A 17,648-nucleotide genomic window follows, 5' to 3' on the forward strand; every position below is an offset into this window, starting at 1 on the left:
TTTTATGAATAGTAAAATTTTAGCATTAACCGCGCTCACTTTTGTCTCTGGCCAAGCTTTAGCAACGGATGTTCTTAACCATAAATCCCCTTACTGTGGTTGTTGTACAGAGTGGACTCAGCACATGAAAGACGCGGGTTTTAACGTCAAAGAGCAACTGCATGAAAACATGAACCCCGTAAAACAGAAGTTAGGGATCACACCAGAAATTGCATCTTGCCACACCGCTGAAATTAACGGCTATGTATTTGAAGGGCATATACCCGCTGAAGATATACAAGCATTTTTAGACAACCCACCAAAGAATGCCAAAGGGCTTGCCGTTCCAGGTATGCCGATGGGCTCTCCGGGTATGGAGTATGGACATAAACGAGATGAATACTCGGTGTATGCCTTCAACGAGAAGGGGCAAGTTTACGAATACCGTCATTATGAAGCAAAGAAGTAATTATTTCGATTAACCAAAAGGAGCCAGCAGATGTGTTGAGCTCCTTTTTTTGATCATAGAAGTGCCCACTTGGAGAGATATAAACAAATAAATGCCAGGTAAGAAGTGGTTATTGGATTCAATCTAGAAGCATTAATCTGATAAGCATTCGCTTTGTAGGAGAATAGAATTGACAACCTGAATGTGGACTAGCGACAATCATGATAATAAATAAGATTTGAATGGATGATAAATCGTGATTAAGACTTCTAGAGTTCGTACGTTTTTACTTGGGATTAGTTTCTTTATTTCAGCTTTGGCTCATGCAGAACCTCTTTACTGGTCTGCAACTAAAGGAGATAAAGAGCTTATCATTCTTGGCTCTGTCCATGTGGGCAACGCATCTCTCTACCCTCTTCCTAGTTTTATCCTCCAATACTTAAAGCAGAGTGATGGACTTATCGTAGAAACGGATACGAGAAAGGATCATGGCATTCGCTACCCATCAACCACTATTACTAGTGAAGAGTTACTATCTAAAAAGCAGCAACAGAAACTAAAAACAATTGCACGCCAACTTGAAATTGCACCCGACCATCTACTTCAATCCCCACCGTGGGCAACGGCGCTGACTATCCAGGCGAAACAGTTTAAGCAACTTGGTTACTCTTCAGAATATGGCATCGATAACAACCTGATGATACAAGCCACACTGTCAGATAAGCCTGTTATCGGTTTAGAGTCGCTTCAATTTCAAATCGATCTCATCACTCAGTTACCAAATGGTGGAATTGAATTATTAGCCAGCGGGCTCGAAGAGTGGGATGACGGTGAGGATATTACACACTGCTTAATCAAGAGTTGGAAGGCTGGTGATATTGAAAACCTACAACAGCTGTCTGAAGAATCTGAAATAAACCACGTAATAAGTGAGCGATTCGTTTCTCAGCGCAACCATGACTGGGCAGATAAGCTCGATGGCGATCAACTCATTCAAGGAAAAGGGCGATATTTGGTTGTTGTCGGTACTTTGCACTTAGCGGGAGAGCGCAACTTGCTTTCGTTATTAGAACGGAAAGGATTCGCCATTCATCAACGATCAAAAAGTACGCCCGCAGGCTGCGAGTTTTAGCCCTACGAGCCTTTTAATCATCTCAAGCTATACACCTGAAGCGATACTGCAAAATTATACAACAGAAACGAAAAAGGCCTTATCTTTCGATAAGGCCTTTTTCTTAATGTGGTCGGTGAAGAGGGATTCGAACCCCCGACCCTCTGGTCCCAAACCAGATGCGCTACCAAGCTGCGCTATTCACCGAGATGTTTATCTTTCATAAACTCGTTTGAACTAGGCGTTTTGCCTGTCAACGGATGCGTATATTACGGATTCTTAAGAGTTACGCAAGTGCTTTTCTTTGTTTTTTTAATTTTTTATTTCGTTCGCTCAGATAAGCACCAAAAAACGCTAGAGTGTGATTAAAAACACACCACAAGAAACATTCCCTTAACCTTAGCAACATTATTGATCCAGATCAGAGTGAACAACTTCTGAACACATTACTTTAAAGTCTGTCTACGAACTTTGGAGGAAACATGGACTTTTGGCTTGATCTCCTATTTGGTAATGCTGTGGGACTATCTTCAATGATAGTAATTCTTAGTGCTCTAGGTCTGATGCTGTTTTACGGCGGTTTCATCATCTACAAAGTTACGCATGACAAATCTCCTCACTAGCTCGCTTAGCCCTATTTAATCGCCACATTTATTTTTCTAAAAATGGCACCAATAAATAGATAATCGCTTTGCTCCGGAGTCGGTATGATACCCACTCCGGTTTTTTATTTCCGCCTTCGAAAACTTCTCTATCCGTCTGGTCCTTTTTCAATTTCAATTGATATAATTTCACTATGACTGACTAACTGAGATGCACTTATGTCTCAAGACCAAGATTTAGATCTGTTTCAACAGATGATGAGTGACGTAACCCCAATGGCTCACGATACTGCAGAGCACACCAAGGTTCATCAAGTCACCGAAGCCCAACTCGCTAAACGTGAAGCGGCGATATGGCTGACTGAAAGTGATCCTGAGTACCTCTCTCTTGATAATGCCACCATGCTTAAACCGGACGACATGATTGAATTTAAAAGAGATGGCGTCCAAGAAGGGGTATACCGAAAATTAAGACTCGGAAAATACCCTATTCAAGCTCGTCTTGATTTACACCGTTACACGTTGAAAGATGCGCGTGATGAGGTTGTTCGTTTTTTACGTCAATGCTTAAAGATGGACATTAGAACGGTTGTCATTGTGCACGGCAAAGGCGAACGCTCTAATCCACCAGCATTAATGAAAAGCTACGTTTCAACCTGGTTACAACAAATTAAAGACGTTCAATGCATTCATAGCGCACAACATTTTCATGGTGGGTTTGGCGCTGTTTATGTTTTATTGAGAAAAAGCGCAGAACAAAAACTCGAAAATAGAGAGCGCCATCAAAAACGAATGAGCTGATCCCAGCAATAAAACATCACGACTTTAAAGTTCGTGCTGATTTTTAAAGTTAGTGCTAAAATTGAACGAATCATCAAAGCAACTATCTCGGTAGTTGCTTTTTTAATCGTCCTAATTTCTTACCCAAACAATCGTTGTGAAACGCTAAGAGAATCTCATGTCACAAGAATCCCAAGCTAAACGTCTCAATAAATACATCAGTGAAACAGGTTTCTGCTCTCGTCGAGAAGCAGATAAACTGATTGATGCTGGTCGAGTTACTATCAATGGCACTATCCCTGAAATGGGCACGAAAGTGCTTCCTAGCGATGAAGTATGCATTGATGGTAAACCAGTAAAATCAAAAGAAGCCCCTGTTTATATTGCTCTCAACAAGCCGACAGGTATTACTTGTACCACTGAACGTGATGTTCCTGGCAACATTGTTGATTTTATTGGTCACAGAAAACGTATATTCCCTATTGGTCGCTTAGATAAACCATCTGACGGTTTGATCTTCCTAACCAATGATGGCGATATTGTGAACAAGATTTTACGCGCAGGGAACAATCACGAAAAAGAGTATGTGGTTCGTGTCGATAAACCGATCACTCAGCACTTTTTAGATAAAATGAGCTCTGGCGTTGAAATTTTAGATACTGTCACTCTGCCATGTAAAGTCACCAAAGAGACTCAATACTCTTTTCGCATTACTTTAACGCAAGGGCTTAACCGCCAAATTCGCCGTATGTGTGAAGCGCTAGGTTTTGAAGTATTTAAGCTTCGTCGTGTACGCATCATGAATATCTCTTTAGATGGCATCCCTAATGGAAAATGGCGCTATTTAACGGATGATGAAGTGTCTGAGATACTGCGTATGAGTGAGGGTTCTAGCGGCACTGAAGAGGCTTCAAAAGTCGACGGCAAAGGACATCGCATCAAAAAAGCGACCGATGCAAAACTTTACGATGCGCGTCAACAGGCTGAGAACGCACCTAAGCATAAAATCTATAGTGGTCATGGTAGTGATGAATTCAGACACGCACCAAACAGCAAGCGCGGTTCTGGTCGTTCAAGTGAGGGCCGCTCAAGTGATGGGCGTTCAACTGGCGGACGTTCAGAGAACCGTCGATACTCAAATGATGATCGTAATGACAACCGACGTTCAAGCCGAGATGCAAATGGGAAGCGCGACTCACGTCCGAGCCATTCAGGGCAGCGCCCAAATAAACCCGCATCTAAAAGAGTCAGCGGTACGTTGAGCTTGAAAAAGTAATCTCATAAACGAATCTCATAGACATTGATAAAATCGCGGCTTATACGTCGCGATTTTTTATTGCCTGTGGCTCAAATTGCTTTGACTCAAGTAGCTTTGACTCAAGTAGCTTTGACACCAATCGAATATCACTTACAAGCCCGTTTATAAGCATAACTCAGCAAATTGACCACGAGTTAGTGCTGCCAAATCTTGTGGTGCTAATTCAATTTCTAGCCCACGCTTACCCGCACTGACACATATCGCAACCAAAGTTTCTGCGCTGCAATGAATAAACGTTGGCAGTGCTTTTTTTTGACCTAGTGGGCTGATCCCCCCCACAACATACCCTGTTGTTTTCTGTGCAATGCCCGGATCGGCCATCTCTGCCTTTTTGGCTTTAGCCGCCTTTGCCGCTAATTTTAGATTGAGTTTTTGTGCTACAGGAATAATCGCAACCGCCAGGTTTTTTGGCTCTCCATTGATACAAAATAGCAATGTCTTGAATACCGTGTCTGGGTCTTGACCTAATACTTCCGCCGCTTCTAACCCATAACTATTATGGTTTGGATCATGTTGATACTGATGGATTATATGAGGAACCTTTCGCTTTTTCGCGAGGTTAATTGCAGGAGTCATTCGTCTGTCCACAGGGTAAGAGCAAGAAATCATTGCTTGAATTTTAAATACAAAAAAGCGATGCCGAAGCACCGCTTTTAGTAAAAAATATCAGAGACTAAGAGTCAAACTCTTTCTCCTACTATTCCTTAATTACTTGTATACAATCTCGCCAGATGGTGCATATGCATTAACATCAACAGGGCTGTTCGCTTCTAAGTAATCTTTTAATACTTCAGCGTCAACAAAACCAGTATTTACGTAGCCTGGGTGACCTGAAATTTTAGGGTAACCATCACCACCAGCAGCGTTGTAACTTGGGATAGTGAAACGGTAAGTCTCATCTAAGCGCAATTGCTTGCCACCGATAAATACGTTAGATACTTTACCGTCAGCAACCGTCATTGAGATACCCGCGAACTGAGCGTAAGCACCAGAGTCGATAGGCTTAGTACCTACAACATTTAGGTAATCCATTACTTCCGCACCGTTCATGTCTACGTAAGTTAGGATATTCGCAAATGGTTGAACCGTTAGAACGTCTTTGTATGTTACGTCACCCGCTTCAATTGAGTCACGCACGCCACCAGAGTTCATTACAGCAAAATCTGCTTTTGCACGTTCCATGTGAGCCGTTGCAATCAGACGACCTAGGTTAGTTTGTTGGAAACGAACGACGTTACGGTCACCTTCAAGCTTGCCATTTGTTTCAGCGATCTTAATTCCTAGCTGTGCTTGACCTTGCTCTTGGTACGGACGTAAGAACTCAAGAAGCTCTTTGTCTTGTGCAATCTCTTCTTGGATAAGAACACGTTTCTTCTTGCCATCAACCTTGATTTTTTTCTTAAGGTTAACTGGAATAAGATCGTAGCTTACCATCTCTAGCTCGCCGTTACGGAATTCGTAATCAGCACGGCCTACGTACTTGCCCCACTCGTGAGCTTGAACAATGTAAGTACCGTTTTGTTCGTCTGGCTTACACTCGTCACCTGGCTTGAAGTTTTTCTTAGCGACGTTTGGACCTTCCATACATACAGGCTCTTGAGAGTGACCACCAACGATCATATCCAGAGAACCTTCATCTAAGTAACGCGCTAGAGCGACATCACCAGGAGCGTTAACACCACGTTGACCATCTTCGTAGTGGCCCATGTGTGTTACAGCAAAAATCAGGTCTGGTTTTTCAGTCTCTTCAAGTTCAGCGATCAGTTTTTTCGCTTCTTCTTTAGGGTCACGGAAGTCAACACCGCCAATGTATTCTGGGTTACCAATTTTCGCTGTATCTTCAGTCGTTAAACCGATAACGGCAATCTTGATACCTTGCTTGTCGAACATTTGGTAAGCTTGGAAAAGACGCTCGCCAGTTTCTTTATCGTAAATGTTCGCAGAAAGCATTGGGAAATCAGCCCACTCTTTCTGTTTGAATAGAACTTCTAATGGATTATCAAATTCGTGGTTACCCAGAGCCATCGCATCGTAACCAATTTTAGTCATACCTTTGAAATCAGGTTCTGCATCTTGAAGATCTGACTCAGGTACACCAGTGTTGATATCACCACCAGAAAGAAGTAACACGCTACCACCTTCTGCACGTACATCGGCACGCAATTCATCGATAAGCGTCTTACGAGCAGCCATGCCGTACTCGCCATATTTATTCTGCCAAAAACGACCGTGGTTATCATTAGTATGAAGAACCGTTAGTTTGTACGTTGTATCTGCATTCCAGTCGTGTGTTGGTTCAGATGCACAACCACCAAGAGTTGCAAGAATAGCTGCGCTTAACGCAGTCTTTAGAATAAGGCTTTGCTTCATTGTCATACCTTTTGAACGGTTAGGGGTCCACTACTTTATAAATAGGCTTACAGACAAAATATTACAAATAGACTGTATCTGCTTGAAAGACCTATAAAACATGAACTAGTTTAAATTAACAGAGTCCAAGTAACATTTTGTTTTCATATTAATGTCGAATCAATCACACTAAAAAGATAATATCGGTGTAATAGCTGTGGTTACTTGCACTTAAGGTTAAATAAGATCACAGGCAAACGTTTTACTGTGAGATCGACGATTACGTTGAAAAATGAGAGGAGAAACGCTTACTAAACACAAATGAGTAGCATGGCGGTCAGTTGCGACCATATCATATCGGCCCAGGCACACACGTCTAGCTAAGCAGATAGCAGATAGCAGATAGCAAAAAGGCCAACTCTCGTCAGCCTTTTAAACACACAATATCAGATTAAATTACTTAATATCGATATCCGCAAAACTCTTGATCAGGTCATCTAGCGATTTCATTTGAGCCAAGAATGGTTCTAACTTATCGAGAGGCAGCGCTGAAGGGCCATCACACATTGCTTTATCTGGGTTAGGGTGAGCTTCAATGAAGAGGCCAGCAATACCTGTCGCCAAACCGGCTTTCGCAAGCTCAACAGTTTGCTCACGACGACCGCCAGATGCAGCACCTGATGGGTCACGCATTTGCAATGAGTGAGTTACATCAAAGATGATAGGGCTACCATTTGATGATTTTTTCATCACGCCGAAACCAAGCATATCAACGACTAAGTTGTCATATCCCATGCATGAACCACGCTCACATAGAATAATGTTTTCGTTGCCACACTCAGCAAACTTATCAACAATATTACCTACTTGATTTGGGCTCATGAATTGCGGTTTCTTCACATTAATAACAGCGCCTGTTTTTGCCATCGCTTCAACAAGATCGGTTTGTCGTGCTAAAAATGCAGGTAATTGGATCACATCAACCACATCGGCAACCACTTGTGCTTGCGCTTCAGTGTGAATATCCGTGATAATTTTAACGCCAAAAGTATCTTTCAACTCTTGGAAGATTTTCATACCTTCATCAAGACCCGGACCGCGGTATGAGTGTACTGAACTGCGGTTCGCTTTATCAAAAGAGGCTTTAAATACGTATGGGATGCCAAGCTTTTCCGTCACTTTTACGTAGTGCTCACAGATTTGCATCGCTAGATCGCGAGATTCTAAAACGTTCATGCCCGCAAATAGGGTGAATGGTTTGTCGTTGGCTACTGGAATATCACCAATATGAACTGTTTTCTGTTCCATTATCTTCTCTCAAAATTATTAGGTAGTTAGCATTCATGTCTAATGAATGGTAATTGAACTTTCACTTAATGCATTAACTTGAGTCTTTAGTAACTCAGACGCAGGATCATCAGGGCACTGATCAATAAAGTATTGGTAATCGGATACCGCTATCTGATGGCAATCTAACTGCTGATAAATAAATCCACGATCGCGAATCTCATATGGGTCATCTGGGACAAAGCTTAGCGCAAGATCCGTGCACCTTAATGCTAATGTATAGCGCTCTTCACGCAACAAAGCACTCTTTAACAATGCAAGCCAACGTCCAATGACGGTTGGGTTGTCTGCGGTGTGGAAATGTTCTGGCTCTAAGTTAGCTAAAGGGCCATCATGCCCAATCAGCCACGCTTTAAGTGTATGCTGTGCAACGAATTCACCATTATACGGATTAAGATAAACGGGGGTCTCTTCAGGCCATGTGACTTTAATTAAAAACTGAGTTGGAAAAGTGACGCCTTCGATAGGGAAACCCAACTTTCGCCCAAAAAAGAGTAGCAAAGAACCTAGACTAACAGGTACACCCTTGCGACGCTCAAGCACTTTATCGATAAACGCATTTTCGGAAGAGAAATACGCCTCTCTATCACCGCTAAAGCCCCAATCAGAGTAGAAAACATTCAGAAAGGATTCAAAGTTCTGCTTATCACTGACTTCATGATTTAGACAGTTTTTGGCCTCTTTAACCAAGCGCTCTAGTTCTTCTTCAGCCCAATTAACCTGAGTTTCAGGATTTACCGCTTTATTTAAAACTAAAGCACCTTCAACCAATTCCATATTATCGAAATCTTCATCAAATAAATTAAGCATACTTTATTACCCAAAGATAGTTGGCGTTTTCGTCATCGCAATCTTTCCTGCCATTGCTAGCCAGCCTAGAGCACCAAAAAATGAGAATGAACGCAGCAATTTATTACGGCCTAATCGTAGTGCAAAAAATCCCAACGCGATATAGATCATAACGCAGGTTAATTTTTCAGTTAACCAAGGCGCTTCAGGTGTGAAAGGGATAAAGCCTGTAATTGCAATCAATGCAAAGCCAGAGAGTAGGAGCAGAGAGTCATTGATATGAGGAAAACGTTTTAGAAAACCATGCTCAAGTATTGGAGAGTTCGCCATCATCAAAAAGTAGCGAACGGAAAGTAAAACGGCACTAATACCAATCGTCAGAAGGTGAAAGTGTTTTAGAGCTTCGTACATATTATCTCTCTTATTGTTGGCTCTTATGACAACATCTGCTCAGCGGCAAAAATTGTCGTTCTTGGGGCTATTTAATATTACGACCTAAAGTCACTCTATCATTGCCACCGTAATCTTGTTCTGTTGTGACATCACAATAGCCAAGATCGATCATTATTTGTCGAACCGCTTGCCCTTGATCGTAACCATGCTCAAAAACCAACCATGCATTTTTTTCCATATAATCAATAGCATGAGTTGATATAAACCGAATATCAGCCAAACCTTCATCTTCAGCAACAAGTGCTGTTATGGGTTCAAAGCGAACATCACCTTGAGTTAAGTGCGGATCATTTTCTTCAATGTAGGGCGGGTTCGAAACAATTAAAGCAAACTTCATGCCGTTATCAATCGGTTCAAACCAACTGCCATGGCGAAAAGTCGCATTTAAAAGATTAAGTTGTTGCGCATTATGAGTCGCAAGCTGTTGCGCTTCAGGACGGAGATCGACCCCGATGACTTGTCGATTAGGTAGCTCTGACGCTAAAGCTAATGCTATCGCCCCTGTACCGGTTCCTAAATCGAGAATGGCACCTTGCTGTTTGAAGGTTTTATCGAGCGCGACTTCAACTAATCTTTCGGTATCAGGTCTTGGGATTAAAGTGGAAGGTGATACCTTTAATGGCAGAGACCAGAACTCCCTCTCCCCGACAATATAGGCAACAGGCTCGCCTTTTAGTCGCCTTTCAACAATACGATTGAAATCAATCCACTGTTCATTGGTTAGCGTTTTTTCAGGCCAGGTCAGTAAATATGAGCGAGGTTTATCGAGTGCATGGCAAAGTAACACTGCCGCATCAAGAGAGGGCGATTCACTGCCGCTCTCTTGAAACTGGCTAATGGTAGCTTTAAGCACATGTTCGATTGTGCGGTTAGCGTTCATTAATTCTGCGTCACCAACAATTAATTGTTATCAGCTAATGCTGCAAGTTGGTCAGCTTGGTGCTCAGCCATTACAGGATCAACCAAGCTTTGTAGATCGCCTTCCATCGTTTCTGATAGACGGTAAAGCGTCAAGTTGATACGGTGATCAGAGACACGACCTTGTGGGTAGTTATAAGTACGAATACGGTCACTACGATCGCCAGAGCCAAGTAAGTTACGACGAGTATCAGAGACTACCGCGGCACGGCGAGCTTCTTCAGCTTGAATAATTCGAGCCGCAAGAACAGCCATCGCTTTGGCTTTGTTTTTATGTTGTGAACGCTCATCTTGACACTCAACAACCGTACCCGTTGGAAGGTGAGTAATACGAATAGCAGAATCTGTCGTGTTAACGTGCTGACCACCCGCACCCGAAGAGCGGAAAGTATCAATTTTCAGATCGCTTGATTTAATTTCTGGTAAATCCGCTTCTGGTACTTCAGCCATTACAGCAACGGTACATGCAGAAGTGTGTACACGACCTTGAGATTCAGTCTCTGGGACACGTTGAACACGGTGACCACCAGATTCAAACTTCATAGTTCCGAACACGCCGTCACCGCTTACTTTAGCGATCATCTCTTTGTAACCGCCCTGCTCAGACACATTGCAGCTCATCACTTCTACGCGCCAGCCCTTCTTCTCAGCAAACTTTGAGTACATACGGAATAAGTTACCCGCAAAGATACCCGCCTCATCGCCACCCGCACCGGCGCGGATTTCTAAGAAACAGTTGCGCTCATCGTTTGGATCTTTCGGTAGCAACAAAATTTGCAGTTCATCGGTCAATTTTTCAATAGCCGCTTTTGCTTCTTTGATCTCTTCCTGAGCCATTTCACGCATTTCTGCATCATCTTCATTGGCCATCTCTTCAGCTGCCACAAGATCTTCTTGTGCTTGCTGGTAAGCTTGGAAGCACTGAGTCACTTCTTCTAGCTGGGAGTACTCTTTCGACAAAGCACGGAATTTGTTTTGGTCACCGAGAACATCAGGGTCACCAAGTAGATGCTGAACTTCTTCATAGCGTTCAACTAGGCTTTCAAGCTTTACTAGAATCGAGGATTTCATACTTCTCTTACTTCTTATGAGTCTTAGCTAGGGTCATCAAGACCCAGACTTTGTCTAATGACTGTTAATTTTGCTGGTTCACCTTGCTCGGCTGCACTTTGTAACGCACGAGTGGGAGCATGGATCAATTTGTTCGTTAACTTATTACTAAGTTCTAGTAATACTTTCTGTGGATCATTTCCAGCCTCAAGAGACTGCAAACTTTTATTTAAAAGCTCTTCTCGAATCTCATTCGCCGACTTCCGAAAATCTCGAATACTATCGACAGCTTGCAACGAGCGCATCCACGTCATGAATATCGCGCTTTCTTCACTAACAATAGCTTCTGCTTGGATAGCTTCCACTTTTCGCTGTTCAAGATTACTTTCAACAATGGATTGTAAATCATCAACCGTATAAAGATAGGCATCATTCAAATCCCCGACCTGCGCTTCTACATCACGAGGAACGGCAATATCTACTAATAATATTGGTTGATGCTTACGAGCTTTGAGTGCTGTTTCTACCATCCCTTTTCCTATGATAGGTAAAGGACTCGCGGTAGAACTAATCACAATATCGGCTCGTGGCAAATAATCAGGAATATCCGGCAGTCCAATAATTTCCGCACCGAACTCTTCCGCTAAACTTAACGCTCGTTCACGAGTACGGTTAGCAACAATCATATTGGTACAGCCATTACTCGCTAAATGTTTCGCGACAAGTTCTATAGTTTCACCGGCACCAACCAGTAATACTGTAGAGTCAGCCAATGATTCGAAAATTTGTTTCGCTAAAGTACAAGCAGCATAAGCCACGGAAACAGCACTTCCGCCAATTTCAGTTTCTGTCCGAACTCGTTTCGCAACAGAGAAAGATTTTTGGAACAATTTTTCCATTGAAGCGTCAACGGCTTTTAATTCTCTCGAATCAGAAAATGCCTGCTTAACCTGACCGAGGATCTGCGGTTCACCAAGTACTAAAGAGTCTAATCCACACGATACTCGCATCAAGTGCTTAATCGCCGCTTGCTCTTCGTAAATGTATAAACTTGGTTTTAGTTCTTCAGGGCTAATATCATGAAAGTTAGAAAGCCAATCAATAAGCTTATTCTTTGTTGCGGCTTTTATATCGCAATAAATTTCAGTTCGATTACAAGTAGAAATGATAACACTTCCGTTTACATTCGCATTTGCACCTAGCTGCTTTAACGCTTCCGTCAGTTTATCGGGGCCAAATGCGACTTTTTCTCGCAAATCTACCGAGGCTGTATTGTGATTAATACCAATAGCAAGCAAGGACATGAATTGAAGGTTCTCTGATCAAGATACATAAATAAGTGGCGAATTTTACTTGATGGAGGGATCTATTTAAAGGGCAAGGAGGATTTGTTTTACTGAGTTCGTGAGTTCAATGCTATAGTTGCCCTGCTTTCTTCCCATTTTTGAGCAAGTTGTGAGCAAACATGATCAAATTTCGCCAAGTCCTTAGCCTATTTTTTGCAAGTCTTCTTCTTTTTGGGTGTTCCGGCATTCCAGAAACAGTCACCAGCGTTGAGTGGCAATCTCATCAATCGAAGCTAAAACAGATAACCAGTTACAACATTACGGGTAAACTCGCCTACATATCTCCACAGCAGAGACAAAGTCTGAATTTTCAGTGGAAACACTCAGAGAAGCTTAGCCATCTACGATTAACCACATTTCTGGGGCAAACAGCACTCAATTTGACGATCACCCCTCAAGGGGCAAAAGTAGTCACTTACGACGAAACCTTTACTGGAGAGAGTGCCACACAATTGGTTTATAACCTTACAGGGTTGATGATCCCAATCGATCATATGCCACAATGGTTACTTGGCTTACCTACGGGAGCTGACCAGTTTCAGTTAAATGAAACCAACACTCTAGCCTCTTTAAATAAAAAAGTGGGCCTTCGTCAATGGCAACTCGAATATCAAGCTTACAAAGAGACTACCAACTTAGCGGAAAATTCCGATGTAAATCCGCTTCCTTTACCGTCAAAATTAAAATTTACGCAAGCCGATACCACCATCAATATTGTTGTGTCTAAATGGAAAATTACGGAATGATAACCGAACAAACCTCTTGGCCATCCCCTGCCAAATTAAACCTCTTTCTCTATATAACAGGTCGTAGAGACAATGGTTACCATGAATTGCAAACCCTATTTCAATTTGTCGATTTTGGTGATGACCTATTAATTACTGCAAATAACTCAGCTCAAATTACCATTACCCCAGAAATAAAAGGGGTGGCGACACAAGATAATCTAATTTGGAAAGCCGCTACAGCACTACAAGAGTATGCTTCGTGCTCGCTTGGGGCTGACATTATTTTAAATAAAATCCTTCCTATGGGAGGCGGAATCGGTGGTGGTTCTTCAAATGCTGCAACCGTCTTAGTTGCCCTCAATTATCTTTGGGATTTAGACCTATCTGATGAACAACTTGCAGAGATAGGTTTGAAATTGGGCGCAGATGTACCTGTATTTGTTCATGGCTATGCTGCTTTTGCAGAAGGTGTAGGCGAAAAACTGGTAAAAGCGGAACCAGAAGAAAAATGGTATTTAGTGATCAAGCCCCAAGTTAGCATTGCAACGGTAGACATATTCACGCACGAAAAATTAATTAGAAATACGCCAAAGCGAGCCTTGACAACGCTTCTAAGCGAAAAATACGAAAACGATTGCGAAAAAATTGTTCGAATGCTGTACCCAGAGGTTGATAAGCAACTTTCTTGGCTGTTACAATACGCGCCGTCGAGATTGACAGGAACAGGGTCCTGCGTATTTGCTGAGTTTGATAGCAAACAAAACGCTGAAACTGTTCTAGAAAAACTTCCTGACACTGTCTCTGCATTCATTGCAAAAGGTCGAAACACTTCACCTTTAAAAGAGACACTGGCTGAATATGAATCAGCCCAAACCCAATCTATTTAAAACTGGACGCAACCGAGGTTTCCACCGTGCCTGATATGAAGCTATTTGCTGGTAACGCAACACCTGAACTAGCCCAACGTATTGCTGATCGTCTATACATCTCTCTAGGAGATGCTACTGTTGAACGTTTTTCTGATGGCGAAGTCGCTGTTCAAATTAATGAAAATGTTCGTGGTAGCGATGTATTCATCATTCAATCAACTTGTGCACCAACCAACGACAACTTAATGGAGTTGGTGGTAATGATTGATGCAATGCGCCGCGCTTCAGCTGGCCGTATTACTGCTGTAATCCCATACTTTGGTTATGCTCGTCAAGATCGTCGCGTACGTTCTGCTCGTGTACCAATTACTGCAAAAGTTGTTGCAGACTTCCTTTCTAACGTTGGTGTTGACCGCGTTTTAACTATCGACCTACACGCAGAGCAAATTCAAGGCTTCTTCGATGTACCTGTTGATAACATTTTCGGTACTCCAGTTTTACTTGAAGACATGGCAAACCGTGGTCTAGAAAACCCAGTAGTGGTTTCTCCTGACCTTGGTGGCGTTGTTCGTGCTCGTGCAACTGCGAAAGCCCTAGGTGATATCGATATTGCGATTGTTGACAAACGTCGTCCACGCGCAAATGTTTCAGAAGTAATGAACCTTATCGGTGATGTTGAAGGTCGCGATTGTGTCATCGTTGACGATATGATTGATACTGGCGGTACATTATGTAAAGCAGCAGAAGCACTGAAAGCACGTGGAGCGAAGCGCGTATTTGCTTATGCGACTCACGCTGTATTCTCAGGCAGTGCCGCAGACAACATCGGCAACTCTGTGCTTGATCAAGTTATCGTAACTGACTCAATCACAATGACTAAAGAGATGGAAGCTACAGGCAAAGTAACCACACTTAGCCTTTCTCGCATGCTAGCTGAAGCTATTCGTCGTATCAGCAACGAAGAGTCAATCTCTGCGATGTTTAGCAATTAATCCTTCTTTGGTTTAATGAATATAAAAACCACCTCAAACATGAGGTGGTTTTTTTATATATGCGAGGGTTTTGTGACTCTCGCCCCTTAAGCATTTTCTATGCTACTATACGGCGCTTTTTGAAATTCCTGAGAGATCCTAACCTTGAGCCAACAAATAAAACTTCTCGTCGGACTAGCGAATCCTGGTCCTGAGTATGCCAAAACTCGCCATAATGCGGGTGCTTGGGTAGTAGAAGAGTTAGCACGTGTACATAACGTCACTCTGAAGAATGAAGCTAAATTCTTTGGGTTAACGGGTCGCATCATGGTGCATGGCGAAGATCTTCGCTTACTGATCCCAACCACTTTTATGAATTTATCTGGTAAATCTGTTGCCGCACTGGCGAAGTTCTACCAAATTAAGCCGGAAGAAATAATGGTCGCTCATGATGAGCTAGACTTACCTCCTGGCGTAGGAAAATTTAAAAAAGGTGGTGGTCATGGCGGTCATAATGGCCTGAAAGACATCATCAGTAAGCAAGGGAATAATAAAGAATTCTATCGTCTCAGGCTCGGCATTGGCCATCCTGGGCATAAAGATAAAGTTGCAGGTTATGTGTTAGGCAAAGCTCCCGCTAAAGAGCAGGAGTGTATAGAGGCCGTAGTGGATGAATCAGTACGCAGCCTCGACATCTTATTAAAAGATGGCCTGACCAAAGCACAAAATCGCTTACATACGTTCAAAGCTGAATAAGGTTATTATCATGGGTTTTAAATGTGGCATCGTTGGTCTACCAAATGTAGGTAAATCAACTCTGTTCAACGCGCTTACTAAAGCTGGTATTGAAGCGGCAAACTTTCCGTTCTGTACTATTGAACCAAACACTGGTGTTGTTCCAGTTCCAGATCTTCGTTTAGACGCTCTGGCGAAAATTGTAAACCCAGAACGCATCTTACCAACAACAATGGAATTTGTTGATATTGCAGGTTTGGTTGCTGGTGCTTCAAAAGGTGAAGGTTTAGGTAACAAATTCCTAGCTAACATCCGTGAAACAGACGCAATTGGCCACGTGGTACGTTGTTTTGAAAATGAAAACATCATTCACGTTGCAGGTAAAATCTCACCTCTTGAAGATATCGAAATCATCAACCTAGAGCTTGCTCTTGCCGATTTGGATAGCTGTGAACGTGCTTTACAGCGTAATGCTAAAAAAGCAAAAGGTGGTGATAAAGATGCGAAATTCGAAATCACGGTTCTTGAGAAGCTACTTCCAGTACTAACGGAAGGCGGCATGGCTCGTACCATCGAGCTAACAAAAGAAGAACTTATCGCCATTGATTACCTAAACTTCCTAACACTTAAGCCTACGATGTACATCGCAAACGTAAGTGAAGACGGTTTTGAGAATAATCCATACCTGGATCTTGTGCGTGAATTCGCAGCAAAAGAAAACAACGTAGTAGTTCCAGTGTGCGCTGCTATTGAATCTGAGCTTTCTGAATTAGATGACGAAGATCGTGAAGAGTTTCTAGCGGATATGGGAATCGAAGAACCGGGTCTTAACCGCGTAATTCGTTCTGGCTACGAACTTCTAACACTGCAAACCTATTTCACTGCTGGTGTTAAAGAAGTTCGCGCATGGACTATCCCTGTTGGCGCAACAGCACCACAAGCTGCAGGTAAGATCCACACTGACTTTGAGAAAGGTTTCATTCGAGCTGAAGTTGTCGGTTATGACAACTTTATCGAATTTAACGGTGAGAGCGGAGCTAAAGAAGCGGGTAAATGGCGCTTAGAAGGCAAAGATTACATCGTTAAAGATGGCGATGTGGTTCATTTCCGTTTCAACGTATAAATTGTAATGTACGAATTATCGTCAAATTGATTAATGATAAGAAGCCAACGTTCGCGTTGGCTTTTTTTTATCTCTTTTTCTATTGAAAAGAAAACCGTTAATTTAGAGTTTAGATCCGTTTTTGTTGGTGGTTTTTGATCACAAATACGTCTCTTTGTTTAAAAAAAGGGCGAACAGTCCTTTAAAACGTATTTATTCAAAAAAACTATTGACGGGTTTAGCTCAACTACGCATAATGCGCCCCGTTCTCAGCGATAAGGCAACGATTCAACGAGAGCAGAAAAATTGGAAATGGCTACTTAGCTCAGTTGGTTAGAGCACATCACTCATAATGATGGGGTCGCAGGTTCGAATCCCGCAGTAGCCACCATTTTTCATTTAAAGAATTACAACGTTATATTGAATAACCAATGTCGATATAACTATAAAGATTTGCTGCGGTCGTGGCGGAATTGGTAGACGCACCAGATTTAGGTTCTGGCGCCGAGAGGTGTGAGAGTTCAAGTCTCTCCGACCGCACCATTATTTAGATATCTTAAATGATATCATTGTTGGGCTATCGCCAAGCGGTAAGGCACTGGCTTTTGATGCCAGCATTCCCTGGTTCGAATCCAGGTAGCCCAGCCATCATTTGTTTTATTGAGTTTTAGATTTTTTCTTAAACTGGGTAGAACTAGAGATAAGATTGTATTATATTGTCTCGCTTAGAAAATATGGCTACTTAGCTCAGTT

The 17,648-nt window shown here is 42.4% G+C and carries 18 protein-coding genes and 4 tRNA genes; 13 read left to right on the forward strand and 9 right to left on the reverse strand.

Annotated elements, in window-relative coordinates:
- Positions 1 to 4 precede the first annotated feature (4 nt).
- Both FCV43_RS06785 and FCV43_RS06790 read left to right on the forward strand, forming a co-directional pair.
- Positions 5 to 448: a DUF411 domain-containing protein gene (locus FCV43_RS06785; RefSeq protein WP_017053319.1), complete on the forward strand. Its 444-nt coding sequence runs from the start codon at positions 5 to 7 to the stop codon at positions 446 to 448.
- Between the two features lie 235 nt (positions 449 to 683).
- Entirely contained in the window at positions 684 to 1,559 is an 876-nt protein-coding gene (locus tag FCV43_RS06790; protein WP_136994446.1) for a TraB/GumN family protein, read from the forward strand.
- A 109-nt stretch (positions 1,560 to 1,668) separates the two neighbouring features.
- Here FCV43_RS06790 and FCV43_RS06795 read toward each other — a convergent pair.
- A tRNA-Pro gene (locus tag FCV43_RS06795) sits at positions 1,669 to 1,745 on the reverse strand.
- 275 nt (positions 1,746 to 2,020) lie between these two features.
- Here FCV43_RS06795 and FCV43_RS06800 point away from each other — a divergent pair.
- From FCV43_RS06800 to rluF, 3 genes are all read left to right on the forward strand, one after another.
- The gene (locus FCV43_RS06800; RefSeq protein ID WP_017054223.1) at positions 2,021 to 2,161 is read left to right on the forward strand and encodes a DUF3149 domain-containing protein; all 141 of its coding nucleotides are present in this window, start codon (positions 2,021 to 2,023) and stop codon (positions 2,159 to 2,161) included.
- A gap of 198 nt (positions 2,162 to 2,359) precedes the next feature.
- Positions 2,360 to 2,941: a DNA endonuclease SmrA gene (gene smrA, locus FCV43_RS06805; RefSeq protein ID WP_017054222.1), complete on the forward strand. Its 582-nt coding sequence runs from the start codon at positions 2,360 to 2,362 to the stop codon at positions 2,939 to 2,941.
- Positions 2,942 to 3,098: 157 nt separating this feature from the next.
- Complete coding sequence (gene rluF / locus FCV43_RS06810) at positions 3,099 to 4,196, forward strand: 23S rRNA pseudouridine(2604) synthase RluF (protein WP_136994449.1); 1,098 nt, start codon at positions 3,099 to 3,101, stop codon at positions 4,194 to 4,196.
- 144 nt (positions 4,197 to 4,340) lie between these two features.
- Here the strand turns inward: rluF and ybaK are convergent, their stop codons facing one another.
- From ybaK to hemA, 8 genes are all read right to left on the reverse strand, one after another.
- On the reverse strand, positions 4,341 to 4,814 hold the full coding sequence (gene ybaK, locus FCV43_RS06815) for a Cys-tRNA(Pro) deacylase (protein ID WP_136994451.1): 474 nt from the start codon (positions 4,812 to 4,814) through the stop codon (positions 4,341 to 4,343).
- A 132-nt stretch (positions 4,815 to 4,946) separates the two neighbouring features.
- Positions 4,947 to 6,608, reverse strand: coding sequence for a bifunctional UDP-sugar hydrolase/5'-nucleotidase UshA (gene ushA / locus FCV43_RS06820; protein ID WP_136994462.1), 1,662 nt, complete (start codon positions 6,606 to 6,608; stop codon positions 4,947 to 4,949).
- Between the two features lie 435 nt (positions 6,609 to 7,043).
- Positions 7,044 to 7,895 carry a 3-deoxy-8-phosphooctulonate synthase gene (kdsA, locus tag FCV43_RS06825; protein WP_017054218.1) on the reverse strand — a complete coding sequence of 284 codons (852 nt, stop codon included), beginning with the start codon at positions 7,893 to 7,895 and terminating at the stop codon, positions 7,044 to 7,046.
- Positions 7,896 to 7,934: 39 nt separating this feature from the next.
- Positions 7,935 to 8,744 (reverse strand): SirB1 family protein, encoded by an 810-nt coding sequence (locus FCV43_RS06830; protein WP_136994464.1) that lies wholly within the window; start codon positions 8,742 to 8,744, stop codon positions 7,935 to 7,937.
- Positions 8,745 to 8,750: 6 nt separating this feature from the next.
- Positions 8,751 to 9,134, reverse strand: a complete 384-nt coding sequence (locus FCV43_RS06835; protein WP_017054216.1) for a SirB2 family protein — start codon at positions 9,132 to 9,134, stop codon at positions 8,751 to 8,753.
- Positions 9,135 to 9,201: 67 nt separating this feature from the next.
- Positions 9,202 to 10,056 carry a peptide chain release factor N(5)-glutamine methyltransferase gene (prmC, locus tag FCV43_RS06840; protein WP_136994466.1) on the reverse strand — a complete coding sequence of 285 codons (855 nt, stop codon included), beginning with the start codon at positions 10,054 to 10,056 and terminating at the stop codon, positions 9,202 to 9,204.
- 20 nt (positions 10,057 to 10,076) lie between these two features.
- Complete coding sequence (gene prfA / locus FCV43_RS06845; RefSeq protein ID WP_136994468.1) at positions 10,077 to 11,165, reverse strand: peptide chain release factor 1; 1,089 nt, start codon at positions 11,163 to 11,165, stop codon at positions 10,077 to 10,079.
- Positions 11,166 to 11,188: 23 nt separating this feature from the next.
- The gene (hemA, locus tag FCV43_RS06850) at positions 11,189 to 12,448 is read right to left on the reverse strand and encodes a glutamyl-tRNA reductase (RefSeq protein ID WP_136994470.1); all 1,260 of its coding nucleotides are present in this window, start codon (positions 12,446 to 12,448) and stop codon (positions 11,189 to 11,191) included.
- A gap of 161 nt (positions 12,449 to 12,609) precedes the next feature.
- Here hemA and lolB point away from each other — a divergent pair, with 161 nt between their 5' ends.
- The 8 genes from lolB to FCV43_RS06895 all read left to right on the forward strand — a co-directional run bounded on the left by lolB (position 12,610) and on the right by FCV43_RS06895 (position 17,543).
- Positions 12,610 to 13,236 (forward strand): lipoprotein insertase outer membrane protein LolB, encoded by a 627-nt coding sequence (lolB, locus tag FCV43_RS06855; protein ID WP_136994472.1) that lies wholly within the window; start codon positions 12,610 to 12,612, stop codon positions 13,234 to 13,236.
- The gene (gene ispE, locus FCV43_RS06860; protein ID WP_136994474.1) at positions 13,233 to 14,105 is read left to right on the forward strand and encodes a 4-(cytidine 5'-diphospho)-2-C-methyl-D-erythritol kinase; all 873 of its coding nucleotides are present in this window, start codon (positions 13,233 to 13,235) and stop codon (positions 14,103 to 14,105) included. The genes lolB and ispE overlap by 4 nt, the downstream gene beginning before the upstream one ends.
- Positions 14,106 to 14,131: 26 nt before the next feature.
- The gene (locus tag FCV43_RS06865) at positions 14,132 to 15,079 is read left to right on the forward strand and encodes a ribose-phosphate pyrophosphokinase (protein WP_017054210.1); all 948 of its coding nucleotides are present in this window, start codon (positions 14,132 to 14,134) and stop codon (positions 15,077 to 15,079) included.
- Between the two features lie 144 nt (positions 15,080 to 15,223).
- A complete protein-coding gene (gene pth / locus FCV43_RS06870; protein ID WP_017054209.1) occupies positions 15,224 to 15,814 on the forward strand; it encodes an aminoacyl-tRNA hydrolase in 591 nt (196 codons plus the stop codon).
- A 10-nt stretch (positions 15,815 to 15,824) separates the two neighbouring features.
- Positions 15,825 to 16,916 (forward strand): redox-regulated ATPase YchF, encoded by a 1,092-nt coding sequence (gene ychF, locus FCV43_RS06875; protein WP_017054208.1) that lies wholly within the window; start codon positions 15,825 to 15,827, stop codon positions 16,914 to 16,916.
- A gap of 293 nt (positions 16,917 to 17,209) precedes the next feature.
- Positions 17,210 to 17,286 (forward strand) — tRNA-Met (locus FCV43_RS06885).
- A 67-nt stretch (positions 17,287 to 17,353) separates the two neighbouring features.
- Positions 17,354 to 17,438 (forward strand) — tRNA-Leu (locus FCV43_RS06890).
- 30 nt (positions 17,439 to 17,468) lie between these two features.
- Positions 17,469 to 17,543 (forward strand) — tRNA-Gln (locus FCV43_RS06895).
- Positions 17,544 to 17,648 lie beyond the last annotated feature (105 nt).

The sequence above is a fragment of the Vibrio genomosp. F6 genome (genome assembly GCF_005146325.1).
Classification (GTDB): Bacteria; Pseudomonadota; Gammaproteobacteria; order Enterobacterales; family Vibrionaceae; genus Vibrio; species Vibrio cortegadensis.

Excerpts from the sequence above, each read along its gene's own strand:
- FCV43_RS06785 (WP_017053319.1), top strand. The coding sequence starts at position 5 with ATGAATAGTAAAATTTTAGCATTAACCGCGCTCACTTTTGTCTCTGGC.
- FCV43_RS06800 (WP_017054223.1), top strand. The coding sequence starts at position 2,021 with ATGGACTTTTGGCTTGATCTCCTATTTGGTAATGCTGTGGGACTATCT.
- smrA (WP_017054222.1), top strand. The coding sequence starts at position 2,360 with ATGTCTCAAGACCAAGATTTAGATCTGTTTCAACAGATGATGAGTGAC.
- rluF (WP_136994449.1), top strand. The coding sequence starts at position 3,099 with ATGTCACAAGAATCCCAAGCTAAACGTCTCAATAAATACATCAGTGAA.
- ybaK (WP_136994451.1), bottom strand. The coding sequence starts at position 4,814 with ATGACTCCTGCAATTAACCTCGCGAAAAAGCGAAAGGTTCCTCATATA.
- ushA (WP_136994462.1), bottom strand. The coding sequence starts at position 6,608 with ATGAAGCAAAGCCTTATTCTAAAGACTGCGTTAAGCGCAGCTATTCTT.
- kdsA (WP_017054218.1), bottom strand. The coding sequence starts at position 7,895 with ATGGAACAGAAAACAGTTCATATTGGTGATATTCCAGTAGCCAACGAC.
- FCV43_RS06830 (WP_136994464.1), bottom strand. The coding sequence starts at position 8,744 with ATGCTTAATTTATTTGATGAAGATTTCGATAATATGGAATTGGTTGAA.
- FCV43_RS06835 (WP_017054216.1), bottom strand. The coding sequence starts at position 9,134 with ATGTACGAAGCTCTAAAACACTTTCACCTTCTGACGATTGGTATTAGT.
- prmC (WP_136994466.1), bottom strand. The coding sequence starts at position 10,056 with ATGAACGCTAACCGCACAATCGAACATGTGCTTAAAGCTACCATTAGC.
- prfA (WP_136994468.1), bottom strand. The coding sequence starts at position 11,165 with ATGAAATCCTCGATTCTAGTAAAGCTTGAAAGCCTAGTTGAACGCTAT.
- hemA (WP_136994470.1), bottom strand. The coding sequence starts at position 12,448 with ATGTCCTTGCTTGCTATTGGTATTAATCACAATACAGCCTCGGTAGAT.
- lolB (WP_136994472.1), top strand. The coding sequence starts at position 12,610 with ATGATCAAATTTCGCCAAGTCCTTAGCCTATTTTTTGCAAGTCTTCTT.
- ispE (WP_136994474.1), top strand. The coding sequence starts at position 13,233 with ATGATAACCGAACAAACCTCTTGGCCATCCCCTGCCAAATTAAACCTC.
- ychF (WP_017054208.1), top strand. The coding sequence starts at position 15,825 with ATGGGTTTTAAATGTGGCATCGTTGGTCTACCAAATGTAGGTAAATCA.